Genomic DNA, 17,768 nt, shown 5'->3' with positions numbered 1-17,768 from the left:
GATGCGACTTCGACGGAGCAAATTCGCGTATATGTTCCGATTATCTCTGTATACCTCCGAGTACGAGTCGTCTCTGCGGGTCCGTCACCGCTCTCTCGGACGACCGTCCAGCACCGCGTTCCGGTACTCGGCTGGGCCGACGCGCCGGATTCCTGCCGACTGAAAACGGCGCCGGCCCGTTATATACGGGGCGTCCTTCCCTCCGGACATGGCACGAGTGGTCGCCAGCGACGACCCGATGATAGACGTCGCGACGCTCCGCGAAGAACTGGACGCCGAAGTAGTCGCCGCCGAGACGAGCGACGAAGCGACGCTATTGGCGGCGGCCGAGGGGGCCGATGCGCTCGTCGTCGACGTGAACACGCCCGTGACGGCGGCGGTGCTCGACGAACTCGACGACCTGCGAATCGTCGCCCGCGCGGGGGTGGGCGTCGACAACGTCGACGTCGCCGCGGCGGCCGAGAACGGCGTCGCGGTGACGAACGTCCCCGAGTACTGCACCGACGAGGTGGCGACCCACACGGTGACGCTCCTACTGGACTGCGTCCGGACCGTCGCCGCCTACGACCGGGACGTGCGTGACGGTAACTGGGGCTGGGAGCGGACCCGGCCGGTCTATCGGGTCCGCGGCCGGACGCTCGGACTGGTCTCTTTCGGCCCCATCGCCCGCCGTGTCCGCGAGCAGGTGCGCGGGTTCGACGTCGACGTGGTCGCCTACGACCCGTACGTCGACGAGGCGGACATGGCCGCGGCCGACGTCGAGAAAGTCGCGCTGGACGACCTGTACGAGCGAGCGGACTACGTCTCCCTGCACGCGCCGCTGACCGACGACACCCGCGGGACGATAGACGCCACGGCGCTCGACGCGATGCAGGACCACGCCGTCCTCGTCAACACCGGTCGCGGTGGCCTGATAGACGAGGAGGCCCTGCTGGACGCCCTGCGTGAGGACACTATCGCGGCCGCCGGGCTGGACGTCCTCCGGCAGGAACCTCCGGAGACGGACCACCCGCTGACCGACCTCGAGAACTGCATCGTCACGCCCCACGCCGCGTGGTACTCCGAGGAGGCCCGCGCGGACCTGAACGCCACCGTCGCCGCGAACGTCGCGGCGGCGCTGGCCGGCGAGACGCCGCCGAACTACATCGACCCGGACACCGACTGGCTCTGAGCGGCGGTCAGCACGAGTCGAACGCCCGACGCTCGCTCCCGAGTGCGTCGCCGCGGGTGAGCGTCGTCCGAACGTCGCGAGCGAGGTTAGCGAGGTAGGCCGCGACGCCGGGGCCACAGGTGCCGGCGCGTCTGGCCTGTCGGTAGTCACAGCACAGTGCGACGGGCAGGACAGGGAGGACGAAGACGCCGGCGACGGCGACACCGAGTTCCAGCGGGTGGCCCGCAGGAACGGCCAGCGCCGCACCGAGGAGGAGCGCCCACAGGACGGCCCCGTGAACCACCGTCGGGCGCCAGTTGTGGGTCGGTACTCGACCCCGAGACGCGTCGCTCGCTGGCGGTTCGCGCTCCCGTCGGGGCGGGTTCGACGACTCGCACGACATACGCTAGTGGACGGGTCTCACCGGTATGACGGCCCGTTCGGCACACGCCGAAATCGGCCGTGGATATAAGCCGCTCCGCGGAGTAGGAGCGCCAATGCGCGAGTTCATCTTCACCATCGACTACGAACGCGGGGTCGACCCCCTGATGGACGTGTTCATCGACTACCCGGAGACGCACTCCCGGACCATCGCCTGCAACGTCACGAACGACGGGATGTGGCGGCTGGAACGGGTCGCCGGCACGGAGGCGGCGCTCGACAGACTCGACGATGTGTTCGACGGCCCCGTCCAGTGTACGGAGTGTATCGGGACCCGGGACTGCGATACGGAGTGGCACTACGAGGTCATCGCCTCCGAACAGGGTCGCCGCACCGTCTACAGCTATCGCTCCGAGGCCGGTGACTGTCACTCCATCCCGCGACTGGCCATCGAACACGTCGGCCACGGCGTTCTCTGTGAGACGGAACGCCGGGGGAGCCGCTGTGAGTGGCGGCTGCTCCTGTGTAGCGACGAGGGCGTCGACGACCTGTTCGGGGCGCTGGAGTCCGAACTCCGGCCCGGCCTGACCGTCGAGTTCCGCCAGCTCGGCGAGCCGTCCTACTGGACCGACGAGTCCGTGACGCTGGCGGAACTCCCCCCCGAACAGCAGGCCGCCGTCGAAGCCGCCGTCGAACACGGCTACTACCGCACGCCGCGGGACGTCTCGCTGACCGACCTCGCGGAGACGCTCGACGTCTCGCGGTCGACGCTACAGTACCGGCTGCAGCGGGCCGAGGCGTGGATTGTCCGCTCGTTCGTCACCCGGTCGATGGGGCCCGTCGAGGCCGACGAGTCCGTCGCGGAGGGGACCCGTCTGCGCGTCGGCCGCTCGGGTGTGTGAACGCTCCCCACTCTCGTTCGGCATACGCCGAACTAGTGCTGATACTGGTAGCACTACTTCACTGATGTACGCACGCGGGTGGTGGCGATACCGCTCGCTCGTCATCTATCATGACCACACTCAGCACACACGACGCCAAAGAACGGGGTAGCACCGTCGACGAGGAGACAGCGGCGGAGGCGAGTGAGGGGCAGGTCTGTCCGGACTGTGGCGGCCACCTCACCCACGACGCGTCTCGCGGCGAGACGGTCTGTGCAGACTGTGGGCTGGTCGTCGACGAGAACGCCATCGACCGCGGCCCCGAGTGGCGCGCGTTCGACTCCGCCGAGCGCGACAAGAAGTCCCGCGTCGGCGCGCCGACGACGAAACTGATGCACGACGAGGGCCTCTCGACGAACATCGGGTGGCAGAACAAGGACGCCAACGGCAACTCCCTGTCCTCGCGCCAGCGCGAGAAGATGCAGCGCCTGCGGACGTGGAACGAGCGGTTCCGCACCCGCGACCACAGCGAGCGCAACCTCAAGCAGGCGCTGGGCGAAATCGACCGGATGGGGAGCGCACTGGGCGTCCCCAAGAGCGCCCGCGAGACGGCCGGCGTCGTCTACCGCCGTGCGCTGGACGAGGGCCTCCTCCCGGGGCGTTCCATCGAGGGCATCGCCACGGCGTCGCTGTACGCCGCCGTCCGGCAGGCGAACCTCCCGCAGACCATCGACGACATGGTGGTCGTCAGCCGCGTCGACGAACAGGAGTTCACCCGCGCCTACCGCTACATCAACCGCGAACTCTCGCTGGAGATCGGCCCGCCGGACCCGGCGGACTACCTCTCGAAGTTCGTCTCCGAACTGGACGCCAGCGACGAACTGGCGATGCGAGCCCACGACCTGCTGGAGACGGGGAAGGCCGAGAACGTCCACAGCGGCAAGAGCCCGGTCGGACTGGCCGCGGCGGCCATCTACGCGGCCGGCCTGCTGGTCAACGAGGAACTCACCCAGGAGACGGTCAGCGACGCTACCGACGTCAGCACCGTCACTATCCGCGACCGCTACCGGGAACTCCTCGAAGCCGAGGCCGACCGCGACCCCGTCGACGCGAGTGCCGCGAGCGGGTCGAACGCGAGCGCGTAGCGAGGATAGCGAGGGGCGCGAACGAAGTGAGCGGCCCTCGAAAGTGAGCGGGGAGCAAAGCGACCCGCGAGTTGGGGTTCTGTTGTGAACGAACGCGCGAACGAAGTGAGCGGGGAACAAAGCGACCCGCGAGTTGGGGGTTCTGTTGTGAACGAACGCGCGAACGAAGTGAGCGGCCCTCGAAAGTGAGCGGGGAGCAAAGCGACCCGCGAGTTGGGGTTCTGTTGTGAACGAGCGCGTGACGGATGGTGAGCCGTGGGGCCGGACGCAGACCCTCGGAAGCGACCGGTAGGACCACCGTACCGAAGCCCGCGCTCTTTTAGTCCCACCGCGCAGATACACCGGTATGACTCGTTCGGGGTCGGGTGACAGCCGTCAGGCCGACCTGCTACTGGTCGTCGCGAGCGTGGTGCTCGTCGGCGTCGTCGCCTTCTCGCCGGCCGGCGAGTGGACGCCACTCGCCATCGTCGTCGGGATTCCATTCGTCTTACTCGTGCCGGGGTACGCGCTCGTCTCGGCAGTGTTCCCGCGGGCCGGCGAAACGGCACCGGGGGCGACGGCACGGACCTCGTGGCTGGCCCGCCTCGGTCTGAGCGTCGGCGGGAGCGTCGTCGCCGTCGCCGTGGTCGGCGGTGTCCTCGAGTTCACCGTCTGGGGGTTCCAGCGGCCGGCCGTCGTCGCCGGTCTGTGTCTCGTGACGCTCGGCGCGACGGCCGTGGCGTGGGCCCGTCGCAGGCGAGTGCCGGCCGACGTGCGGGCGGGCACCGACCTCGGCAGCGTCCGTGACTGGACCGTCGCCGCCGTCACCGACGAGGGGGCCCTCGGCATCGCCCTGACAGTGCTCGTCCTCGTCGCCGGCGTCGGCGCCGTCGGCGTCGTCGCACAGGAGGCCACAGACACCGCGGGCGTGACCGAGTTCTACCTCCTCGGCGAGAACGACTCCGGCGAACTCAGGGCTGGGGACCACCCGACCGAACTCACCGTCGGCGACCCGACGACCGTCGGCATCGGCGTCGGCGCCCGCGGGCCCGACGGGTTCGAGGGCACCGTCGTCGGGCGCCTCGAACGCGTCACGGTCGAGAACGACACCGTCACGGTCACCGACGCCGAGGAACTGGTTCGGTTCCCGGTGTCGGTCGCCGCCGGCGAGTCGACGGTCACCAGACACACGGTTCGGCCGACGACGGCCGGAGACGACCTCCGACTGACCTACCGCCTGTACCGCTCCGGCGCCCAGTCACCGGTCAGACAGGTGCACGTCTGGGTGCACGTCTCCGACGAGGCGTAAACGTCGGCATCTATATGTAGGTAATCAGCATATATCAGGGTAGTACACTACTGGGGAGTGGTGGACCGGAGGATTCACGGTGAAACACGACTCGGCGCATACACAGATAGACGACGTTTCAGTGACCAAGACGGTGGTCGACGTCGACGGCGGGCGACGGTTCGTCTCGCTCGCCGTCGAGACGCAGGGCTCCGAGTCCGTCGCCGTCAGTATCTCGGACTCGCTCCCGGCGACGGAGACGCTCACCGGACGCGACCGGAGGGCGGGTGACGGGACGTTCAGTGGCGGCCGTCTCGCCATCGAGGGTGTCGTCGAACCCGGCGAGTCGGCCACCGTCGGCTACCTCGTCGAGGGCCCCGGCGAGTCCGCCGTGTCCGACCCGACCGTCGACGGGGTGGTGCCGCTCTCTGGCGACGACGAGTTGCCGGCGACACCGACTGTCAGGTGGGTCTCCGCCGACGGCGACACGACGGTGCTGGACGTGACGACGGCGTCGGTACCCGGTCGCACCGAGGGCCCCATCCCGCTCGTGTCGATTCCCGACGACACGACGGCCGACGCGACGGACGCGGCACGGGACGTCGCTATCGGCCTCGTCCTCACCCCCACCAACGGGGACGCCGCCATCCGGACCGTCCTCCGGGCGAGTCGTCGGGGGCACCCCGTTCTCGTGACCTCCTCCGGCCTGGACGAGAACGACGAGCCACTGGATACGCTCGCGTCGCTTGGCGCGACCGTCCTCTCGCCGCCGTCGAGACGGGCGTCACAGGCGGAACTCAACCGACTCCTCTCGCGGACCGCCAGAGAGCGCGGTTTGCCGGGCATCGTCCTCCAGACCCGCGACTGCCCGCGCATCGACTACGACCGCACGAGCGCTGCCTTCCAGCACGCCGACTACGAGGTCGTCGCCATCCCCGAGCAGTGGAGCGGCGCGCGAGACACACCCACCGTCGTCGTCGGGATTCCGGCGTACAACGCCGCCGACAGCATCGCCGACGTGGTCGACCGTGCCGCGCCGTACGCCGACGAAGTCGTCGTCGTCGACGACGGGAGCCGCGACGACACGGCCGGCCGTGCCCGCGAGGCCGGCGCGACCGTCGTCGTCCACGACCGCAATCAGGGCTACGGCGGGGCGCTGAAGACGCTGTTCCGGGAGGCGGCCGACCGCGACGCCGCCCACCTCGTCGTCGTCGACGCCGACGGACAACACGACCCCGGTGACATCCCGACGCTCGTCGAGACCCAGACCCGAGACGACGCCGACATCGTCATCGGCAGTCGCTACGTCGGCGAGCGACGGTCGAAGATACCGTTCGTCCGGTCGCTCGGACTGGCGGTCATCAACGACCTCACGAACGTCAGCCTCGGCAACCTCCGCCCGAGCGGGTGGGTCCGCGACACGCAGAGTGGCTACCGGGCCTACGGCCGCCGGGCGGTGCGCTCGCTGGCGAGCGACCAGACCATCGGCAACAACATGGGTGCGAGCACGGACATCCTGTACCACGCCCACCGGAACCGCCTCAGCGTCGCCGAGGTGGGGACGACCATCTCCTACGACGTGGCCAACGCCAGCACGCAGGGCTCGCTCTCGCACGGACTAGACCTCGTCCGCAACATCGTCTGGACCGTCGAGTACGGCCGACCGCTCCTCATCGTCGGTCTGCCCGGTGCCATCACGACGCTGCTGGGCGTGTGCGTCACGCTCCTCTTGCTCGCCCAGTACGTCGACGCGGGTACGTTCCACCCCATCCAACTCGGCATCGCCATCATGTTCGCCATCGGCGGGACCTTGCTCTGTATCACGGCGCTGATGATGCACGTCCTGAACGGCCACCCGACGATGAAACGGCTGGGCCAGTGAGGGGAACAGCTAAACCGGCGGCAGGACTGGACAGCGGTATGTACGCTGTCGATGCGAACTGTGGGACGGTGGGTACCCGTGGATAGCACCCACGCGTCCGCGGGGGGACGACTTCGAGACCGGTTCGGTGACCGGAACCCGGTCCCGGTGTTCGCCCTCGTCGGCGTCGGCCTCGTCGCCGCCGGCGTCGCGGTGGCCCCCTTCCAGACCCTCCTGTTCGCGTGGGGCGGCACCGCCCTCTTCGCGGCACTGTTGCTCCAGTTCGTCACGACGGAGCGGACGGTGCCGGCACGGGTCGCCAGCGACCTCGCCGTGGCGATGGGCGCGAACGCACGCCGACTCGCCGGCGACGGCCCGCCCGAATACGTCCCCGACGGCGAGTCGGTCACACTGACCGCCGACGGGCGCGACACACACGTAGACCCTGTCGGCGTGCGCCTGCTAGCGACGCTCGACGCCCCGGGGACCGACGACCCGGCCGACAGACTCCCGGCGCTCGTCGACTGTCTCGTCGCGGACCTCGAACTCGCGGACAGCGCGACCGGACACACGACCGCGGACGGTGCCGAGGTGACCGTCACCGGGCCGGCCGTCGGCACCGACGCACTGTTCGACCACCCCGTTGTCTCCGTCGTCGGCGTCGGGCTCGCCCGGGCCGTCGGGCGTCCGGTTCGGGTCGAACCGACCGTCGAGGACGACCGCCTCGTCGTCACCTGTCGCTGGGACTAGATCGACCCGACGAACTTCTCCAGCGTTCGGAGGGCGACGAGGACGAGGAAGACGACTGCACCGACCAGCAGGGGCCAGCGAAGCCGCGACCGCCAGCGCGGGCGAGCGTGGAGCGGCGCGGTCAGCGCGGTCAGCACGGCGAACCCGAGGAAGGAGACGACGAAGACGTGTTCGAGCGTGAGCGCCCCGACAGTCGCCAGCAACGCCGTGGCGGTCAGCGTCAGTCCGACCTGCGCGTACAGGAACCGGCGCTGTCTGGGGGTCGGCATCACCGGTGGCTACGCCCGCGAGGTGTATAACCCCACAGGGTTCGGTAAGCGTCGCCTAGCGGGGGGTTCAAGCCGTCGGCCCCCGTCTCGTCGGTACGCGAATGTACCCTTGGACCCACGCCGCCTTCGGTTACGCTCTCGTCGTCGGGCTGGCGCTGGTGCTCCGCCACCGCGTCTCGAGGGCGGAACTGGCCGCGGTGCTGGTGGCGACGCAACTCCCGGACCTCGTCGACAAACCGCTGGCGTGGTGGGTCGGGGCCATCCCCTCGGGCCGGTCGCTGGCCCACTCGCTCGTCCTCGCCGTCCCGCTCTCGGCGCTGGTCCTCGCGGTGGCGTGGCACCGCGCCCACCCCGAGGTGGGCGTGGCGTTCTGGGTGGGGTACGCCAGCCACCTCCTCGGTGACACGTACGTGGCGCTGTACTACTGGCGCGTCGAGGAGTTCACGTTCCTCCTGTGGCCGTTCCTGCCGGCGTACCCGTACGACACCGCTATCGGCCTCGGCGAACTACTGCGCGCCGTCGAGGGGTCGCCGAACGCACTCGGCCATCTGGCGCTCGCGGCCGTCGGTGGTCTCGTCGTCCTCGCACACGTCTGGCGAGCGCCCACGTGGCGGCCGCCGCGTCCCGACTGACGCCGCACCCGCGGCTATTTGGTCTCGCCTCGCGCACGGTAGGCTATGACTGCGACTGTCGACGGGCGGACGGTGCTCGTGACGGGTGGGGCGGGGTTCGTCGGGAGCCACCTCGTCGACGCCCTCCGACCGGCGAACGACGTTCGAGTCCTCGATAGTTTCCTCACTGGCGACCGCTCCAGAGTGCCCGACGACGTGACGCTCGTCGAGGGCGACGTACGCGACGACGCGGCGCTCGGGCGGGCGATGGACGGCGTCGACCTCGTCTTCCACGAGGCGGCCGTCGTCAGCGTCGCCCAGTCCGTCGCGGACCCGACGACGAGCCACGCGGTCAACGTCGACGGGACCCTGTCGGTGCTGGAGGCCGCCCGCCGGCAGGACGCCCGGGTCGTCTTCGCCTCCAGCGCGGCAATCTACGGCGCACCCGAGTCGATGCCGGTCACCGAGACGGCACCGAAACAGCCCTCGTCACCGTACGGGCTAGAGAAGCTCTCTGGCGACCACTACTGTCGGCTGTACGCCGACCTCTACGACCTGCCGACGGTCGCGCTCCGCTACTTCAACGTCTACGGACCGCGCCAGTCCGGCGGGGACTACGCCGGCGCCATCACCGCGTTCACCGAACAGGCCCGCAGCGGCGGCCCCCTCACCGTGCAGGGCGACGGCCAGCAGACACGGGACTTCGTCAACGTCGCGGACGTGGTGCAGGCGAACCTGCTGGCGGCCACCACCGACGCGACGGGCGAGGCGTTCAACGTCGGCACCGGGACGGGCACGACCATCTGGACCGTCGCCGAGACGATTCGGGACCGGGTCGCGCCCGACGCCGAGATAACGAGCGTCGAGCCACGACGGGGCGACATCCGCGAGAGCGTCGCCGACGTCGGGAAGGCCCGCGAGCGACTGGGGTACGAACCCACTGTGGCGCTGGAGGACGGCCTCGCCGACTATCTGGGCTGAGAGGCCACGGGGCCCTCTCGCCCACTCACTCCACGACGACGGTGCCGCGCATCCCCGACTCGTGGGGGATGCAGAAGTAGGGGTACTCGCCGGCCGTCTCGAACGTGTGGCGGTACGTCTCGCCCGACCCCACGCTGCCGTCGGGGTAGGCCTGCCGGGCGGCCGACTCGCTGTCGAAGTCGCCGGAGGCGAAGTAGGCGGCACCGTCGGGCAGGTCGGCCTCGTACGCGGTGGCGCTGTGGGCCACCGACCCCGTCGTCTCCCAGACTACGGTGTCGCCGACGGCGACCGTCACCTCCTTCGGGTCGAACACGAGGTCGTCGGTCATCGCGACGCGCGTCTCGCTCGGTCCGTCGTCGCCGGCGTCGCTCGACCCGCCACACCCGGCCAGCGCGCCGACCACTCCCGCCCCACCCAACCGCAGTACCGTCCGTCTGTACATACGGACCAGACGCTCGCCAGTAGGTTAAGCTTAGTCCGCGACTGCAACACTTTTGCCGTCACCAGCGAAAGGGGCCACAACGAACCCCGATGGTCTCCGCTCCGACCCTCCGCCGCGCCGAGTACGTCCCCATCGCCGTCTGTCTACTGGCGGCCGCGGGACTGTCGTCGCTGTACGCGCTCGACCTGCTGGGGCGGCCGACGCTCCTCCGGGCCGGATTCACGCTCGTCGGCGCCGTCGTCGCGCTGGCGCTCTTTTTCGCCTCCCGTGGCGGGTTCCCCGACGCCAGTAGCCACGTCCCGGCCAGCGTGGTGACGAAAGTCGTCCTCGCCCTCGCCGGCGGGGCCGTCGTCGCCACGGCGCTCCTCGGGTCGCGCCTGCTCCCGTTCGCCGTCGTCCTGCCGCTCGGGCTCCTGCTGGTCGCCCTGCAGATACGGGCCGAACCGTCCGTCCCAGCCGTCGTGACACAGCTCTCGGCGCTCTTTCTCGCGGGCCGTCTCGGCAAGTACCTCACGACCGGGTTCTACTTCGGCGGCACCGACACCTTCGCCCACGTCGCCGCCGTCGACACGCTACTCTCGGCCCGCTACACGACGGCCATCCCCCACGGGTACGACCTCTACCCGGTCTTTCACTTCCTCGTCGGTGCGGTCACGCACCTCACCCGCCTCGGCGCGTACGACGCGCTGGCCCTGACCGGCGTCCTGCTGTTCACGCTGGTCGTCCCGCTCGCGTACCTCCTCGGCGCGTCGGTGTTCGGGTCGACGCGACTGGGGCTGACGGCCGCCCTCTCGGTCGTCGTGCTGGAGTTCTTCAGCTACCACGCGCTGTACTTCTACCCGCAGGCGCTGGCGTCGGTCCTCCTGCTCGTCGCCATCTACGTCAACAGCCGGGTACTCGACGCCGGCGACGAACGGACCTACCGCCGCCTCTCGGTGTTCGTCCTCCTCCTCGTCGGGACGATGGTCGTCACGCACCACCTGACGTACCTGCTGTTCGCCGGGGTCGCGGCCGCGGCCCTTCCGGTCGTGCTCGCACGCCCGTACCTCCTCCCGTCCGTCTCGGGTGGCCGCTGGCCGACGCTGCGGTACCGGTGGCTGTTCCCCGGCGTCGTCGGCGGGGCGCTCCTGCTCGCGTACTGGTCGTACTCGCCCAGCCTCATCGTCGTCGGCATCGTCGAACTGTCGCTGGGCGTCCTGTTCGACGTGGCGACGGTCCCGCCCGCGCAACTGTACACCTACGGCGTCACGCTGCCCGGCGACAGCGTCGAGCGGGCGGTCCAGTGGCTGCTGACGCCGACGGGCGTCTACGCCGCCGGCCTCGGGGCCCTCCTGTTGCTCGCGGCGTACGAACTGCTGGACCACCTCGGGCGGTACCGACGTGGCTTCACGCTCGCTGTCACGGGCCTCGGTCTGTCGGGACTGCTGCTCCCGCTGCCGATTCCCGTCCCGCAGCTAGAGCGACTGAAGTTCGTCGTGACGCTCGTCGCGGTGTTCCCGCTCGCCGTCGGCCTCCGCCGGGCACTCGCCGTCGACGGCCGGTACGTCGCCGTCGCGCTCCTGCTGGTGGCATCGCTCGGCGGTGCGACGGCGTTCACCGTCCTCACGGCCGACGACGTGGCGGGCGTCTACACCGACGAGCGCCGCGAGCAGGTGTCGATGACCGACGCCGAGTTCCGGGCTGTCGGGACCACCGCCGGGTTCGTCGAGACGTACGGCTCCGACGACGTCGCCACCGACAAGGTGACCAACCGCGCCTTCGAGACGGCGGACTACAACGCCACGCGGGTCCTCCGCGCCCGGCCGGACGGGTTACGGACCGAGGCCGACTTCGTCGTGGTGCGCGACCGCTGGACCGACCACCTCGTCGCGCTCGGTCTGAGTCTCCGAAGTAGCGAGCAGAACGTCTTCACGCTCTCAGAGGAGCGGTTCGCCGCGACGGAGGCGCGGTCGAACGTCGTGTACGCCACCGACTCCGTCCGGGTGTACCACAGTTCCGACGGGTTCCGCGGCCTCTACGGCCAGAACGGCACCACGGCGGCGAACGCCACCGGCTAGGGGTCACGCCCCGAACTGCCGGACCGTCGTCAGCAGTTTCGCCCGGAGCGAGGGCGAGGCGAGGACGACGGCGCCGTAGACGACCCCGCCCAGCAGCACCTGCGCGACGAGGCCGGGGAGCGTCGCCGGCGCGACGGTGCCGGCGACGACCAACACGCCGCCCATCACCGCCGCCGCGCCGGCACACCACGCGACGACGCCCGTCGGGAACGAGAGCGGGACGATGCGCCGGAGGAACCCGCCGAGGACGAGGGTGTTGACCGCCATCGCCGTCCCGGTGGCCACGGCGGCCCCGACGAGGCCGTACCGGGGCACTAGCAGGAAGTTCAGGACGACGTTGAGCGTCAGCGACGCCACCGTCGCGTACGCCCCGACGTCGGGCCGGTCGACGGCCCGGACCGCCGCGTCGAAGACGTTGTTGACGGCGGCGACTAGTTTCTCGCCCATCAGCACGACGAACGCCGCCGTCGCCAGCAGGAACTCCGGCCCGAAGACGAGGCCGAGTATCTGCTCGGAGAGCAGCGCGACCCCGACGAAGGCCGGAATCACGAGGACGAGCGACGCGGCCAGTCCGTCACGGACCGTCGGCGCGATGCGTTCTCGTTCGCCGCCGGCGTCCCACGCGCTCATCTGGGCGAAGACGGTGTTCGCGACGACGCCGCCGACGATGCCGGTCATCACCGTCACCCGCCACGCGAGTTCGTAACTGGCGACGTGGGCTCCGGAGAGGAACAGACCGACGACGAGGATGTCCATGGTGTTGTAGACGTGGCCGCCGAGTCCCCAGACGCCGTTGAACTTCGCGTAGTCGACGAGCGTCCGCAAGTGCCGGACCGAGGGCCGGGCCAGTCCAGTCTCCATCCGGACGACGCCGGCAGCCAGCAACACGACGTAGCCCGCGACGAGGCCGTAGACCAGCGCCATCACACCGGCACCGAACTGGACGAGGGCGACGGCGACGACGACGTACGTCGCCAGCCGCAAGAACTGGAGGACGGCCGTCTCGTCGGCGCGCAACTCCGCGCGGAGGACGTGGACGGTCAGCATCGACAACTGGTACAGCACGGCGGCGACCAGTAGCGGGACCACCACCCGAGCGCCGACGTAGCCGTTCACCACGCCCCGGAACGGGACGACGAGGGCCGCGAGCCCCAGCAGGAGCCCCCCTTTCAGGAGGAGCGCCGCCGCGAGAATCGCGTCGGCGTCCCCGCCCTCGCTGATGCGTTTCTCGACGGCCCCGTTGATGCCGAAGTCGGCGAACGTACCGAGCGTACTCAGCACGGCCTCGAACAGGAAGAACACGCCGAGCGCCGTCGCGCCGAGCGCACCCGCGAAGTACACCGTCGACCCGAACCCGACGACGACGCCGACGAGTTCCAGCGCCAACAGGAGGCCCCCCGCTCTCGCGAAGTTCAACTTCCGGGGCATCGTCGGCCGGCCGACGGACTCGACGGGTCGGTCGGCGTCTCGTGTCATCGTCGGGTCCGTTCGAGCGATAGCGCGGGTCCGGGACTGTCGGCCACCATCACGGCATCACCCGTGCGACCAGCGTCCGCACCAGCGCGAGGGCCGTCGACGGGTGGGGCGAGATGCGGAGCGCCCGCATGAAGTAGGCGACGGCGCGGTCGTACTCGCCCTCTCGGTGGTAGGCCCGCCCGACGGTCGTGAACAACTGGACGTAGTAGATGTCGGTGTACGGGTGGGCCGCCGGCACCCGCTGGTCGACCAGATAGCCGAAGCGTTTGGCCTGTTCGAGGTACTCGTCGACCGGCATCCCCGACGCCATCATGCTCCGGTCGTGGTGTCGACGGGTGAACAGGTCCGGACAGAAGCAGACGCCGGCCGCCGTCGCGGCTTCGAGGACGTACAGGGTGTCCTCGCCGCGGCGGAGCGACCCCTCGAACCGGACGCCGACCCGGTCGGTGTCGACGAGGATGGCCGACGTGACCTCGTCCAGGTCGCCGACGAACGCCTCGTAGACGAACTCGTCTCTCGACATCGGGTCGCCTGCCAGACAGAGGCCCGCACCCGTCTCGGCCACCCGTTCCAGTTGGCGTTCGAGTTTGTCCGGTTCCCAGAGGTCGTCGGCGTCGAGGAACGCGACGTAGCGCGTCTCGGCGCGGTCGAGGCCGGCGTTGCGAGCGTCGGCCGGTCCCGTATCCACGTCGTCGACGACGACCAGTTCGGTCGGCACCGTCTGGGCGGCGACGGTCGCCTTCGCCTCTTCGAGCATCTCAGCGGGCGTGTATCTCGGACTGTACGGGACGACGACCGAGACGGTCCGGTCCGCGTCGTCGGTCACCACTCGGCCATCACCGTCCGGTGAATCTCGTTGAGGCGCTCGGCGTGGTGGCGCCACGTCCACTGCTGGTCGAGCAGTCGGCGGTGCCCGGCGGCCCCCATCTCGCGCAGTCGCTCGGGGTCGTCGAGCAGGCGGTCCAGCGTCTCGGCGAGCGTCTCGGGGTCGTGTGGCGGGACCAGCACGCCCGTCTCGCCGTCGACGACCATCTCCGGGATGCCGCCGACAGAGGAGGCGACGACCGGCGTCTTCGCGGCCATCGCCTCGTAGATGACCGTCGGTCGCCCCTCGGCCCAACTCGGGTGGACGAGCACGTCGGCGGCTATCTGCCAGCGCCGGAGCGCCACGGGGTCGAGTTGCCAGAACGACCGGGCGGGGTGGCGGAGTTTGCCGAGGCGGTCTAGGAGCCACCACCGGAGGTCGCCCTCGTGGCCGACGGTCACGAGCATCACGTCTTCCCGGTCGAGGGCGTCGACGGCCGCGACGAGTTCCTTCAGCCCTTTCTCCTCGGCGTAGGCACCGACCGACAGCAGCACCGTCGTCTCGGGACCGATGCCGAGTTCGTCGCGAATCTGGTCGCGCCGGTCGGTCGGGAACCGCGACGGGTCCTCGCCGATGGGGACTGTCCGGACCTTCGACGCCGGGACGAACTGGGCGGCGCGGGTCGCGAGTTCGTCACTGACGACGACGATTCGGGCCGCGTACGCCAGCGTCTCGCGGATGCGGGCCTGTGCCTGCTCGTTGAACGACTCGTAGTTGTGGAGGTCGACGGCGTGGCTGTTGACCACCAGCGGCAGGTCGTGCCGGCGGCAGTACCGCAACATCCCGTAGCCGTCGAGGTAGATGTCCGAGGTGTGGACGACGTCGTGGGGCGTCTCGAAGGTGCGTTCGACGTACCTCGTGACGCGCTTCTGGAGCGAGTCGCCGGAGACGTGGTAGAAGTACTGCTTCGGCACCGCGTAGAGGAACCGGGGGTAGTGGGCGACGTAGGTCCCCCAGCGCTCCGTTCGGGGGACTCGCGAGTACTCGGAGTAGGGGCCGACCGGCGGGGCAAAGGGCGTCGGCACTACCACGTCGAGGTCGGCAGCGGTCCGGTTCAGCGCGTCGAACGATCGGTGGTTGAACGGCGACCGGACCGGCAGGGCGTGGCTCTGGTGGTGGATACAACAGGCCAGCACGCGGTACGGGTCGCCGGCGTCGTCGGACTGGACGGTCATCCGGTCTCACCCCTCGTCAGCGACCGGAGGCCCAGCACCGACCAGAACGCCAGTCGCGCGAGGTCCTTCGGCCGGGTGAACGTCTCCCAGTCGAGGTGCTCGGCGGCTTCGCCGAACCGGCCCTCGGTGAGGTAGTGCCCGACGAGTCCCATCCGGTGGACGCGCCGGACCGGAATCCCCTCCGCCTCCAGTTCGGCGACGAGGGCGGCGTTCCGGTCGAGGTAGCGGCGGTCGTTCTCGACGTAGGTCGCCGCGGGCGCGTCGCCGGTGAAGTGGGTCAGCGCGAGCGGTTCGTCCACGTACGCGAGTTTCCCGACGGCGAGGACTCGCAGGACGAGGTCCCAGTCCTCGTACGCGGAGAGACCCTCGTCGAACCCCCCCGTCGCTTCGAGAACCGACCGTTCGACCACGAGCGTCGACCCCGGTCCCATGAACACCTGCATCGCGAGGAGCGACGCGGCCAGTTCCCGCCCCCCTTCGCGGGGCGCGGCGGCACGGAACAGGCGGTCGGAGACGGCCGCTGCGAGGCGTCCCAGCAGGGAGACACCGGCCGTCGCGACGTCGCAGTAGGCGCCGACCCACCCCTCGCCCCGGGCGTCGATAGCGGCGAGTTGGCGCTCCAGTTTCCGGGGGAGCCACTCGTCGTCCGAGTCGAGGAACGCGACGTACTCGCCGCGGGCCGCCTCGACGCCGGTGTTCCGGGCGGCGCTGACGCCCCGGTTCGTCTCGTGGGCGAGGTAGCGAACTCGGGGGTCGTCGTACCCCTCGACCACCGCTCGCGTGTCGTCCGTCGACCCGTCGTCGACGACGACCACTTCGAGGTCCTCGACGGTCTGTGCGAGGGCGGTGTCGACGGCCCGGCCGACCATGTGGCCCCGCTCGTAGGCCGGAATCACGACGCTCACGCGGGGGTTACGCACGCAGGACCTCCCGGTGAATCTCGTTGAGGCGCTGGGCGTGGCGCTTCCACGTCCACTGCTGGTCGAGCAGTCGCTGGAGCCCCGCCGTCCCCATCTCGCGCAGTCGCTCGGGGTCGTCGAGCAGGTAGTCGAGCGTCTCGGCGAGCGTCTCGGGGTCGTGTGGCGGGACCAGCACGCCCGTCTCGCCGTCGACGACCATCTCCGGGATGCCGCCGACGTTCGACGCCAGCACCGGCGTCTCGGCGGCCATCGCCTCGTAGATGACTGTCGGGCGGGCCTCGAAGTGGCTGGGGTGGACCAGCAGGTCCGCGGCGACGTGGAGACGCCGGACGGCGATTGGGTCGAGTTGCCAGTAGGCGTGGGCCGGGTGACGCAGTTCGCCCAGTCGGTCGAGGAACCACCAGTGGAGCGCCCCGCCGTGGCCGACGGCGGCGACGGCCACGTCGTCGCGGTCCAGCGATTCGAGCGCGGCGACGAGGTCACGAACCCCCTTCTCCTTCTCGAACCGGCCGACGAACAGGAGCAGTTTCGTCTCCGGTGCGATGCCGAGTTCCCGCCGGATGGCCTCCCGGCGGTCGGTCGGGTAGTTCTCCGGGTCCTCGCCGATGGGGAGCGTGGTCACCTTGCTCGCGGGCGCGAACCGGCGGGCGACGGCGCTGAGTTCGTCGCTGACCGTGAGGACGGCCGAGCAGTAGTCGATGGTCTCGCGGATGTGTGACTGGACGGTGTCGTTGAACCGGTCGAAGTTCTTCAGGTCGCCGGCGTGCGAGAGGGCCACGAGGGGGACGTCGTGGCGCTTGCAGTACTCCAGCGTGGCGTAGCCGTCGAGGTAGAACCCACAGGCCTGTACCACGTCGTGGGGCGTCTCGAACGTCTCCTCGACGTACTTCGTGACGCGTTTCTGGGCGGAGTTTCCCGAGACCTGGTAGAAGTACCGCTTCGGGAGCATGTAGAGGAAGCGCGGGTAGTGGACGCGGTAGGAGCCCCACTGTTCGGTCTTCGGGACGCGACGGTACTCGGAGTAGGGGCCGACGGGCGGGGCGAACGGCGTCGGCGACACCACGTCCAAGTCGACGCCGGTGGCGTTCAGGGCGTCGAACGACCGGTGGTTGAACGGGGTCCGAACCTGAAAGACGTGGTTCGGGTGTTCGGTCGCACAGCCGAGGACGCGGTAGGACGGTCCGCCGTCCGGCCTCGCGACCGGGTCGCTTCGAGATATCGAATCGTCTGACATGTAGGATGGGAAGGGTGTCACCCGCGCCCGCACTGCGTGGACCGGGAGACGGTACGTACGTCCTACTGTATCGCCGAGCGGGGTGTTATGCTTTCCGGGGCGAGCGGAGACGAACGCGACGGACGGGCCAGTCTGCGCCGACCCTCTCGCTCTCGTCCTCCCGGCGCAGCCTCGTGTGTCTCCCCCGACGACGACCGCGGGCGGCCTGCCAGTCACCGGCGGGCCCCAGACCGGTAATCGCCGCGTACTGGACACCGCCGGTCGGGATGCGGACTGACCCGGACTCACCGACAGGATTATTCG

General features: G+C 69.9%; 17 protein-coding genes. 9 read left to right on the top strand and 8 right to left on the bottom strand.

Annotated features, from left to right (window positions below; all coding sequences use genetic code 11):
* The first annotated feature begins 208 nt into the window (after window positions 1-208).
* A complete protein-coding gene (locus EGH21_RS03710; protein ID WP_220617108.1) occupies window positions 209-1,171 on the top strand; it encodes a C-terminal binding protein in 963 nt (320 codons plus the stop codon).
* Between the two features lie 7 nt (window positions 1,172-1,178).
* Here the strand turns inward: EGH21_RS03710 and EGH21_RS03705 are convergent, their stop codons facing one another.
* Window positions 1,179-1,553, bottom strand: coding sequence for a hypothetical protein (locus tag EGH21_RS03705; protein ID WP_220617107.1), 375 nt, complete (start codon window positions 1,551-1,553; stop codon window positions 1,179-1,181).
* A gap of 94 nt (window positions 1,554-1,647) precedes the next feature.
* Between EGH21_RS03705 and EGH21_RS03700 the strand changes: the two genes are divergently transcribed.
* The 5 genes from EGH21_RS03700 to EGH21_RS03680 all read left to right on the top strand — a co-directional run bounded on the left by EGH21_RS03700 (window position 1,648) and on the right by EGH21_RS03680 (window position 7,435).
* Window positions 1,648-2,433, top strand: coding sequence for a helix-turn-helix domain-containing protein (locus tag EGH21_RS03700; protein ID WP_220617106.1), 786 nt, complete (start codon window positions 1,648-1,650; stop codon window positions 2,431-2,433).
* 110 nt (window positions 2,434-2,543) lie between these two features.
* Window positions 2,544-3,557, top strand: a complete 1,014-nt coding sequence (locus EGH21_RS03695) for a transcription initiation factor IIB (RefSeq protein ID WP_220617105.1) — start codon at window positions 2,544-2,546, stop codon at window positions 3,555-3,557.
* 346 nt (window positions 3,558-3,903) lie between these two features.
* Window positions 3,904-4,845 (top strand): DUF1616 domain-containing protein, encoded by a 942-nt coding sequence (locus EGH21_RS03690; protein ID WP_220617104.1) that lies wholly within the window; start codon window positions 3,904-3,906, stop codon window positions 4,843-4,845.
* A 79-nt stretch (window positions 4,846-4,924) separates the two neighbouring features.
* Window positions 4,925-6,706, top strand: a complete 1,782-nt coding sequence (locus EGH21_RS24535; protein WP_220617103.1) for a glycosyltransferase family 2 protein — start codon at window positions 4,925-4,927, stop codon at window positions 6,704-6,706.
* Between the two features lie 78 nt (window positions 6,707-6,784).
* Window positions 6,785-7,435 (top strand): DUF7982 domain-containing protein, encoded by a 651-nt coding sequence (locus tag EGH21_RS03680; RefSeq protein ID WP_220617102.1) that lies wholly within the window; start codon window positions 6,785-6,787, stop codon window positions 7,433-7,435.
* Here EGH21_RS03680 and EGH21_RS03675 read toward each other — a convergent pair.
* Entirely contained in the window at window positions 7,432-7,704 is a 273-nt protein-coding gene (locus EGH21_RS03675) for a DUF8044 family membrane protein (RefSeq protein WP_220617101.1), read from the bottom strand. The genes EGH21_RS03680 and EGH21_RS03675 overlap by 4 nt on opposite strands.
* 101 nt (window positions 7,705-7,805) lie before the next feature.
* Between EGH21_RS03675 and EGH21_RS03670 the strand changes: the two genes are divergently transcribed.
* Together EGH21_RS03670 and EGH21_RS03665 are read left to right on the top strand one after the other, a co-directional pair.
* Window positions 7,806-8,336: a metal-dependent hydrolase gene (locus tag EGH21_RS03670; protein ID WP_220617100.1), complete on the top strand. Its 531-nt coding sequence runs from the start codon at window positions 7,806-7,808 to the stop codon at window positions 8,334-8,336.
* A gap of 45 nt (window positions 8,337-8,381) precedes the next feature.
* Window positions 8,382-9,296, top strand: coding sequence for an NAD-dependent epimerase/dehydratase family protein (locus tag EGH21_RS03665; protein WP_220617099.1), 915 nt, complete (start codon window positions 8,382-8,384; stop codon window positions 9,294-9,296).
* Window positions 9,297-9,321: 25 nt separating this feature from the next.
* Here the strand turns inward: EGH21_RS03665 and EGH21_RS03660 are convergent, their stop codons facing one another.
* On the bottom strand, window positions 9,322-9,738 hold the full coding sequence (locus EGH21_RS03660; RefSeq protein WP_220617098.1) for a cupredoxin domain-containing protein: 417 nt from the start codon (window positions 9,736-9,738) through the stop codon (window positions 9,322-9,324).
* A gap of 89 nt (window positions 9,739-9,827) precedes the next feature.
* Between EGH21_RS03660 and EGH21_RS03655 the strand changes: the two genes are divergently transcribed.
* Window positions 9,828-11,795 (top strand): hypothetical protein, encoded by a 1,968-nt coding sequence (locus EGH21_RS03655; RefSeq protein WP_220617097.1) that lies wholly within the window; start codon window positions 9,828-9,830, stop codon window positions 11,793-11,795.
* A 3-nt stretch (window positions 11,796-11,798) separates the two neighbouring features.
* Here EGH21_RS03655 and EGH21_RS03650 read toward each other — a convergent pair whose 3' ends face one another.
* The 5 genes from EGH21_RS03650 to EGH21_RS03630 are packed head-to-tail and all read right to left on the bottom strand — an operon-like array spanning window position 11,799 to window position 17,465.
* Window positions 11,799-13,271, bottom strand: a complete 1,473-nt coding sequence (locus tag EGH21_RS03650; RefSeq protein WP_236035369.1) for an oligosaccharide flippase family protein — start codon at window positions 13,269-13,271, stop codon at window positions 11,799-11,801.
* Between the two features lie 49 nt (window positions 13,272-13,320).
* A complete protein-coding gene (locus EGH21_RS03645) occupies window positions 13,321-14,097 on the bottom strand; it encodes a glycosyltransferase (protein WP_328765209.1) in 777 nt (258 codons plus the stop codon).
* The gene (locus EGH21_RS03640; RefSeq protein WP_220617096.1) at window positions 14,094-15,311 is read right to left on the bottom strand and encodes a glycosyltransferase family 4 protein; all 1,218 of its coding nucleotides are present in this window, start codon (window positions 15,309-15,311) and stop codon (window positions 14,094-14,096) included. The genes EGH21_RS03645 and EGH21_RS03640 overlap by 4 nt, the downstream gene beginning before the upstream one ends.
* On the bottom strand, window positions 15,308-16,231 hold the full coding sequence (locus EGH21_RS03635) for a glycosyltransferase family 2 protein (RefSeq protein WP_328765208.1): 924 nt from the start codon (window positions 16,229-16,231) through the stop codon (window positions 15,308-15,310). The genes EGH21_RS03640 and EGH21_RS03635 overlap by 4 nt, the downstream gene beginning before the upstream one ends.
* The gene (locus EGH21_RS03630) at window positions 16,224-17,465 is read right to left on the bottom strand and encodes a glycosyltransferase family 4 protein (RefSeq protein ID WP_220617095.1); all 1,242 of its coding nucleotides are present in this window, start codon (window positions 17,463-17,465) and stop codon (window positions 16,224-16,226) included. Before EGH21_RS03630 ends, EGH21_RS03635 begins: the two co-directional genes overlap by 8 nt.
* Window positions 17,466-17,768: the final 303 nt, after the last annotated feature.

Origin of the sequence: Haloarcula rubra, assembly GCF_019599465.1 — an archaeon.
Classification (GTDB): Archaea; Halobacteriota; Halobacteria; order Halobacteriales; family Haloarculaceae; genus Haloarcula; species Haloarcula rubra.
The sequence above is the reverse complement of the archived record's forward strand: the minus strand, read 5'-3'. Positions and strand labels throughout refer to the sequence as shown.

Coding starts and splice junctions, on each gene's coding strand:
- EGH21_RS03710 (WP_220617108.1), top strand. CDS start 209: ATGGCACGAGTGGTCGCCAGCGACGACCCGATGATAGACGTCGCGACG.
- EGH21_RS03705 (WP_220617107.1), bottom strand. CDS start 1,553: ATGTCGTGCGAGTCGTCGAACCCGCCCCGACGGGAGCGCGAACCGCCA.
- EGH21_RS03700 (WP_220617106.1), top strand. CDS start 1,648: ATGCGCGAGTTCATCTTCACCATCGACTACGAACGCGGGGTCGACCCC.
- EGH21_RS03695 (WP_220617105.1), top strand. CDS start 2,544: ATGACCACACTCAGCACACACGACGCCAAAGAACGGGGTAGCACCGTC.
- EGH21_RS03690 (WP_220617104.1), top strand. CDS start 3,904: ATGACTCGTTCGGGGTCGGGTGACAGCCGTCAGGCCGACCTGCTACTG.
- EGH21_RS03675 (WP_220617101.1), bottom strand. CDS start 7,704: ATGCCGACCCCCAGACAGCGCCGGTTCCTGTACGCGCAGGTCGGACTG.
- EGH21_RS03670 (WP_220617100.1), top strand. CDS start 7,806: ATGTACCCTTGGACCCACGCCGCCTTCGGTTACGCTCTCGTCGTCGGG.
- EGH21_RS03665 (WP_220617099.1), top strand. CDS start 8,382: ATGACTGCGACTGTCGACGGGCGGACGGTGCTCGTGACGGGTGGGGCG.
- EGH21_RS03660 (WP_220617098.1), bottom strand. CDS start 9,738: ATGTACAGACGGACGGTACTGCGGTTGGGTGGGGCGGGAGTGGTCGGC.
- EGH21_RS03655 (WP_220617097.1), top strand. CDS start 9,828: ATGGTCTCCGCTCCGACCCTCCGCCGCGCCGAGTACGTCCCCATCGCC.
- EGH21_RS03650 (WP_236035369.1), bottom strand. CDS start 13,271: ATGACACGAGACGCCGACCGACCCGTCGAGTCCGTCGGCCGGCCGACG.
- EGH21_RS03640 (WP_220617096.1), bottom strand. CDS start 15,311: ATGACCGTCCAGTCCGACGACGCCGGCGACCCGTACCGCGTGCTGGCC.
- EGH21_RS03630 (WP_220617095.1), bottom strand. CDS start 17,465: ATGTCAGACGATTCGATATCTCGAAGCGACCCGGTCGCGAGGCCGGAC.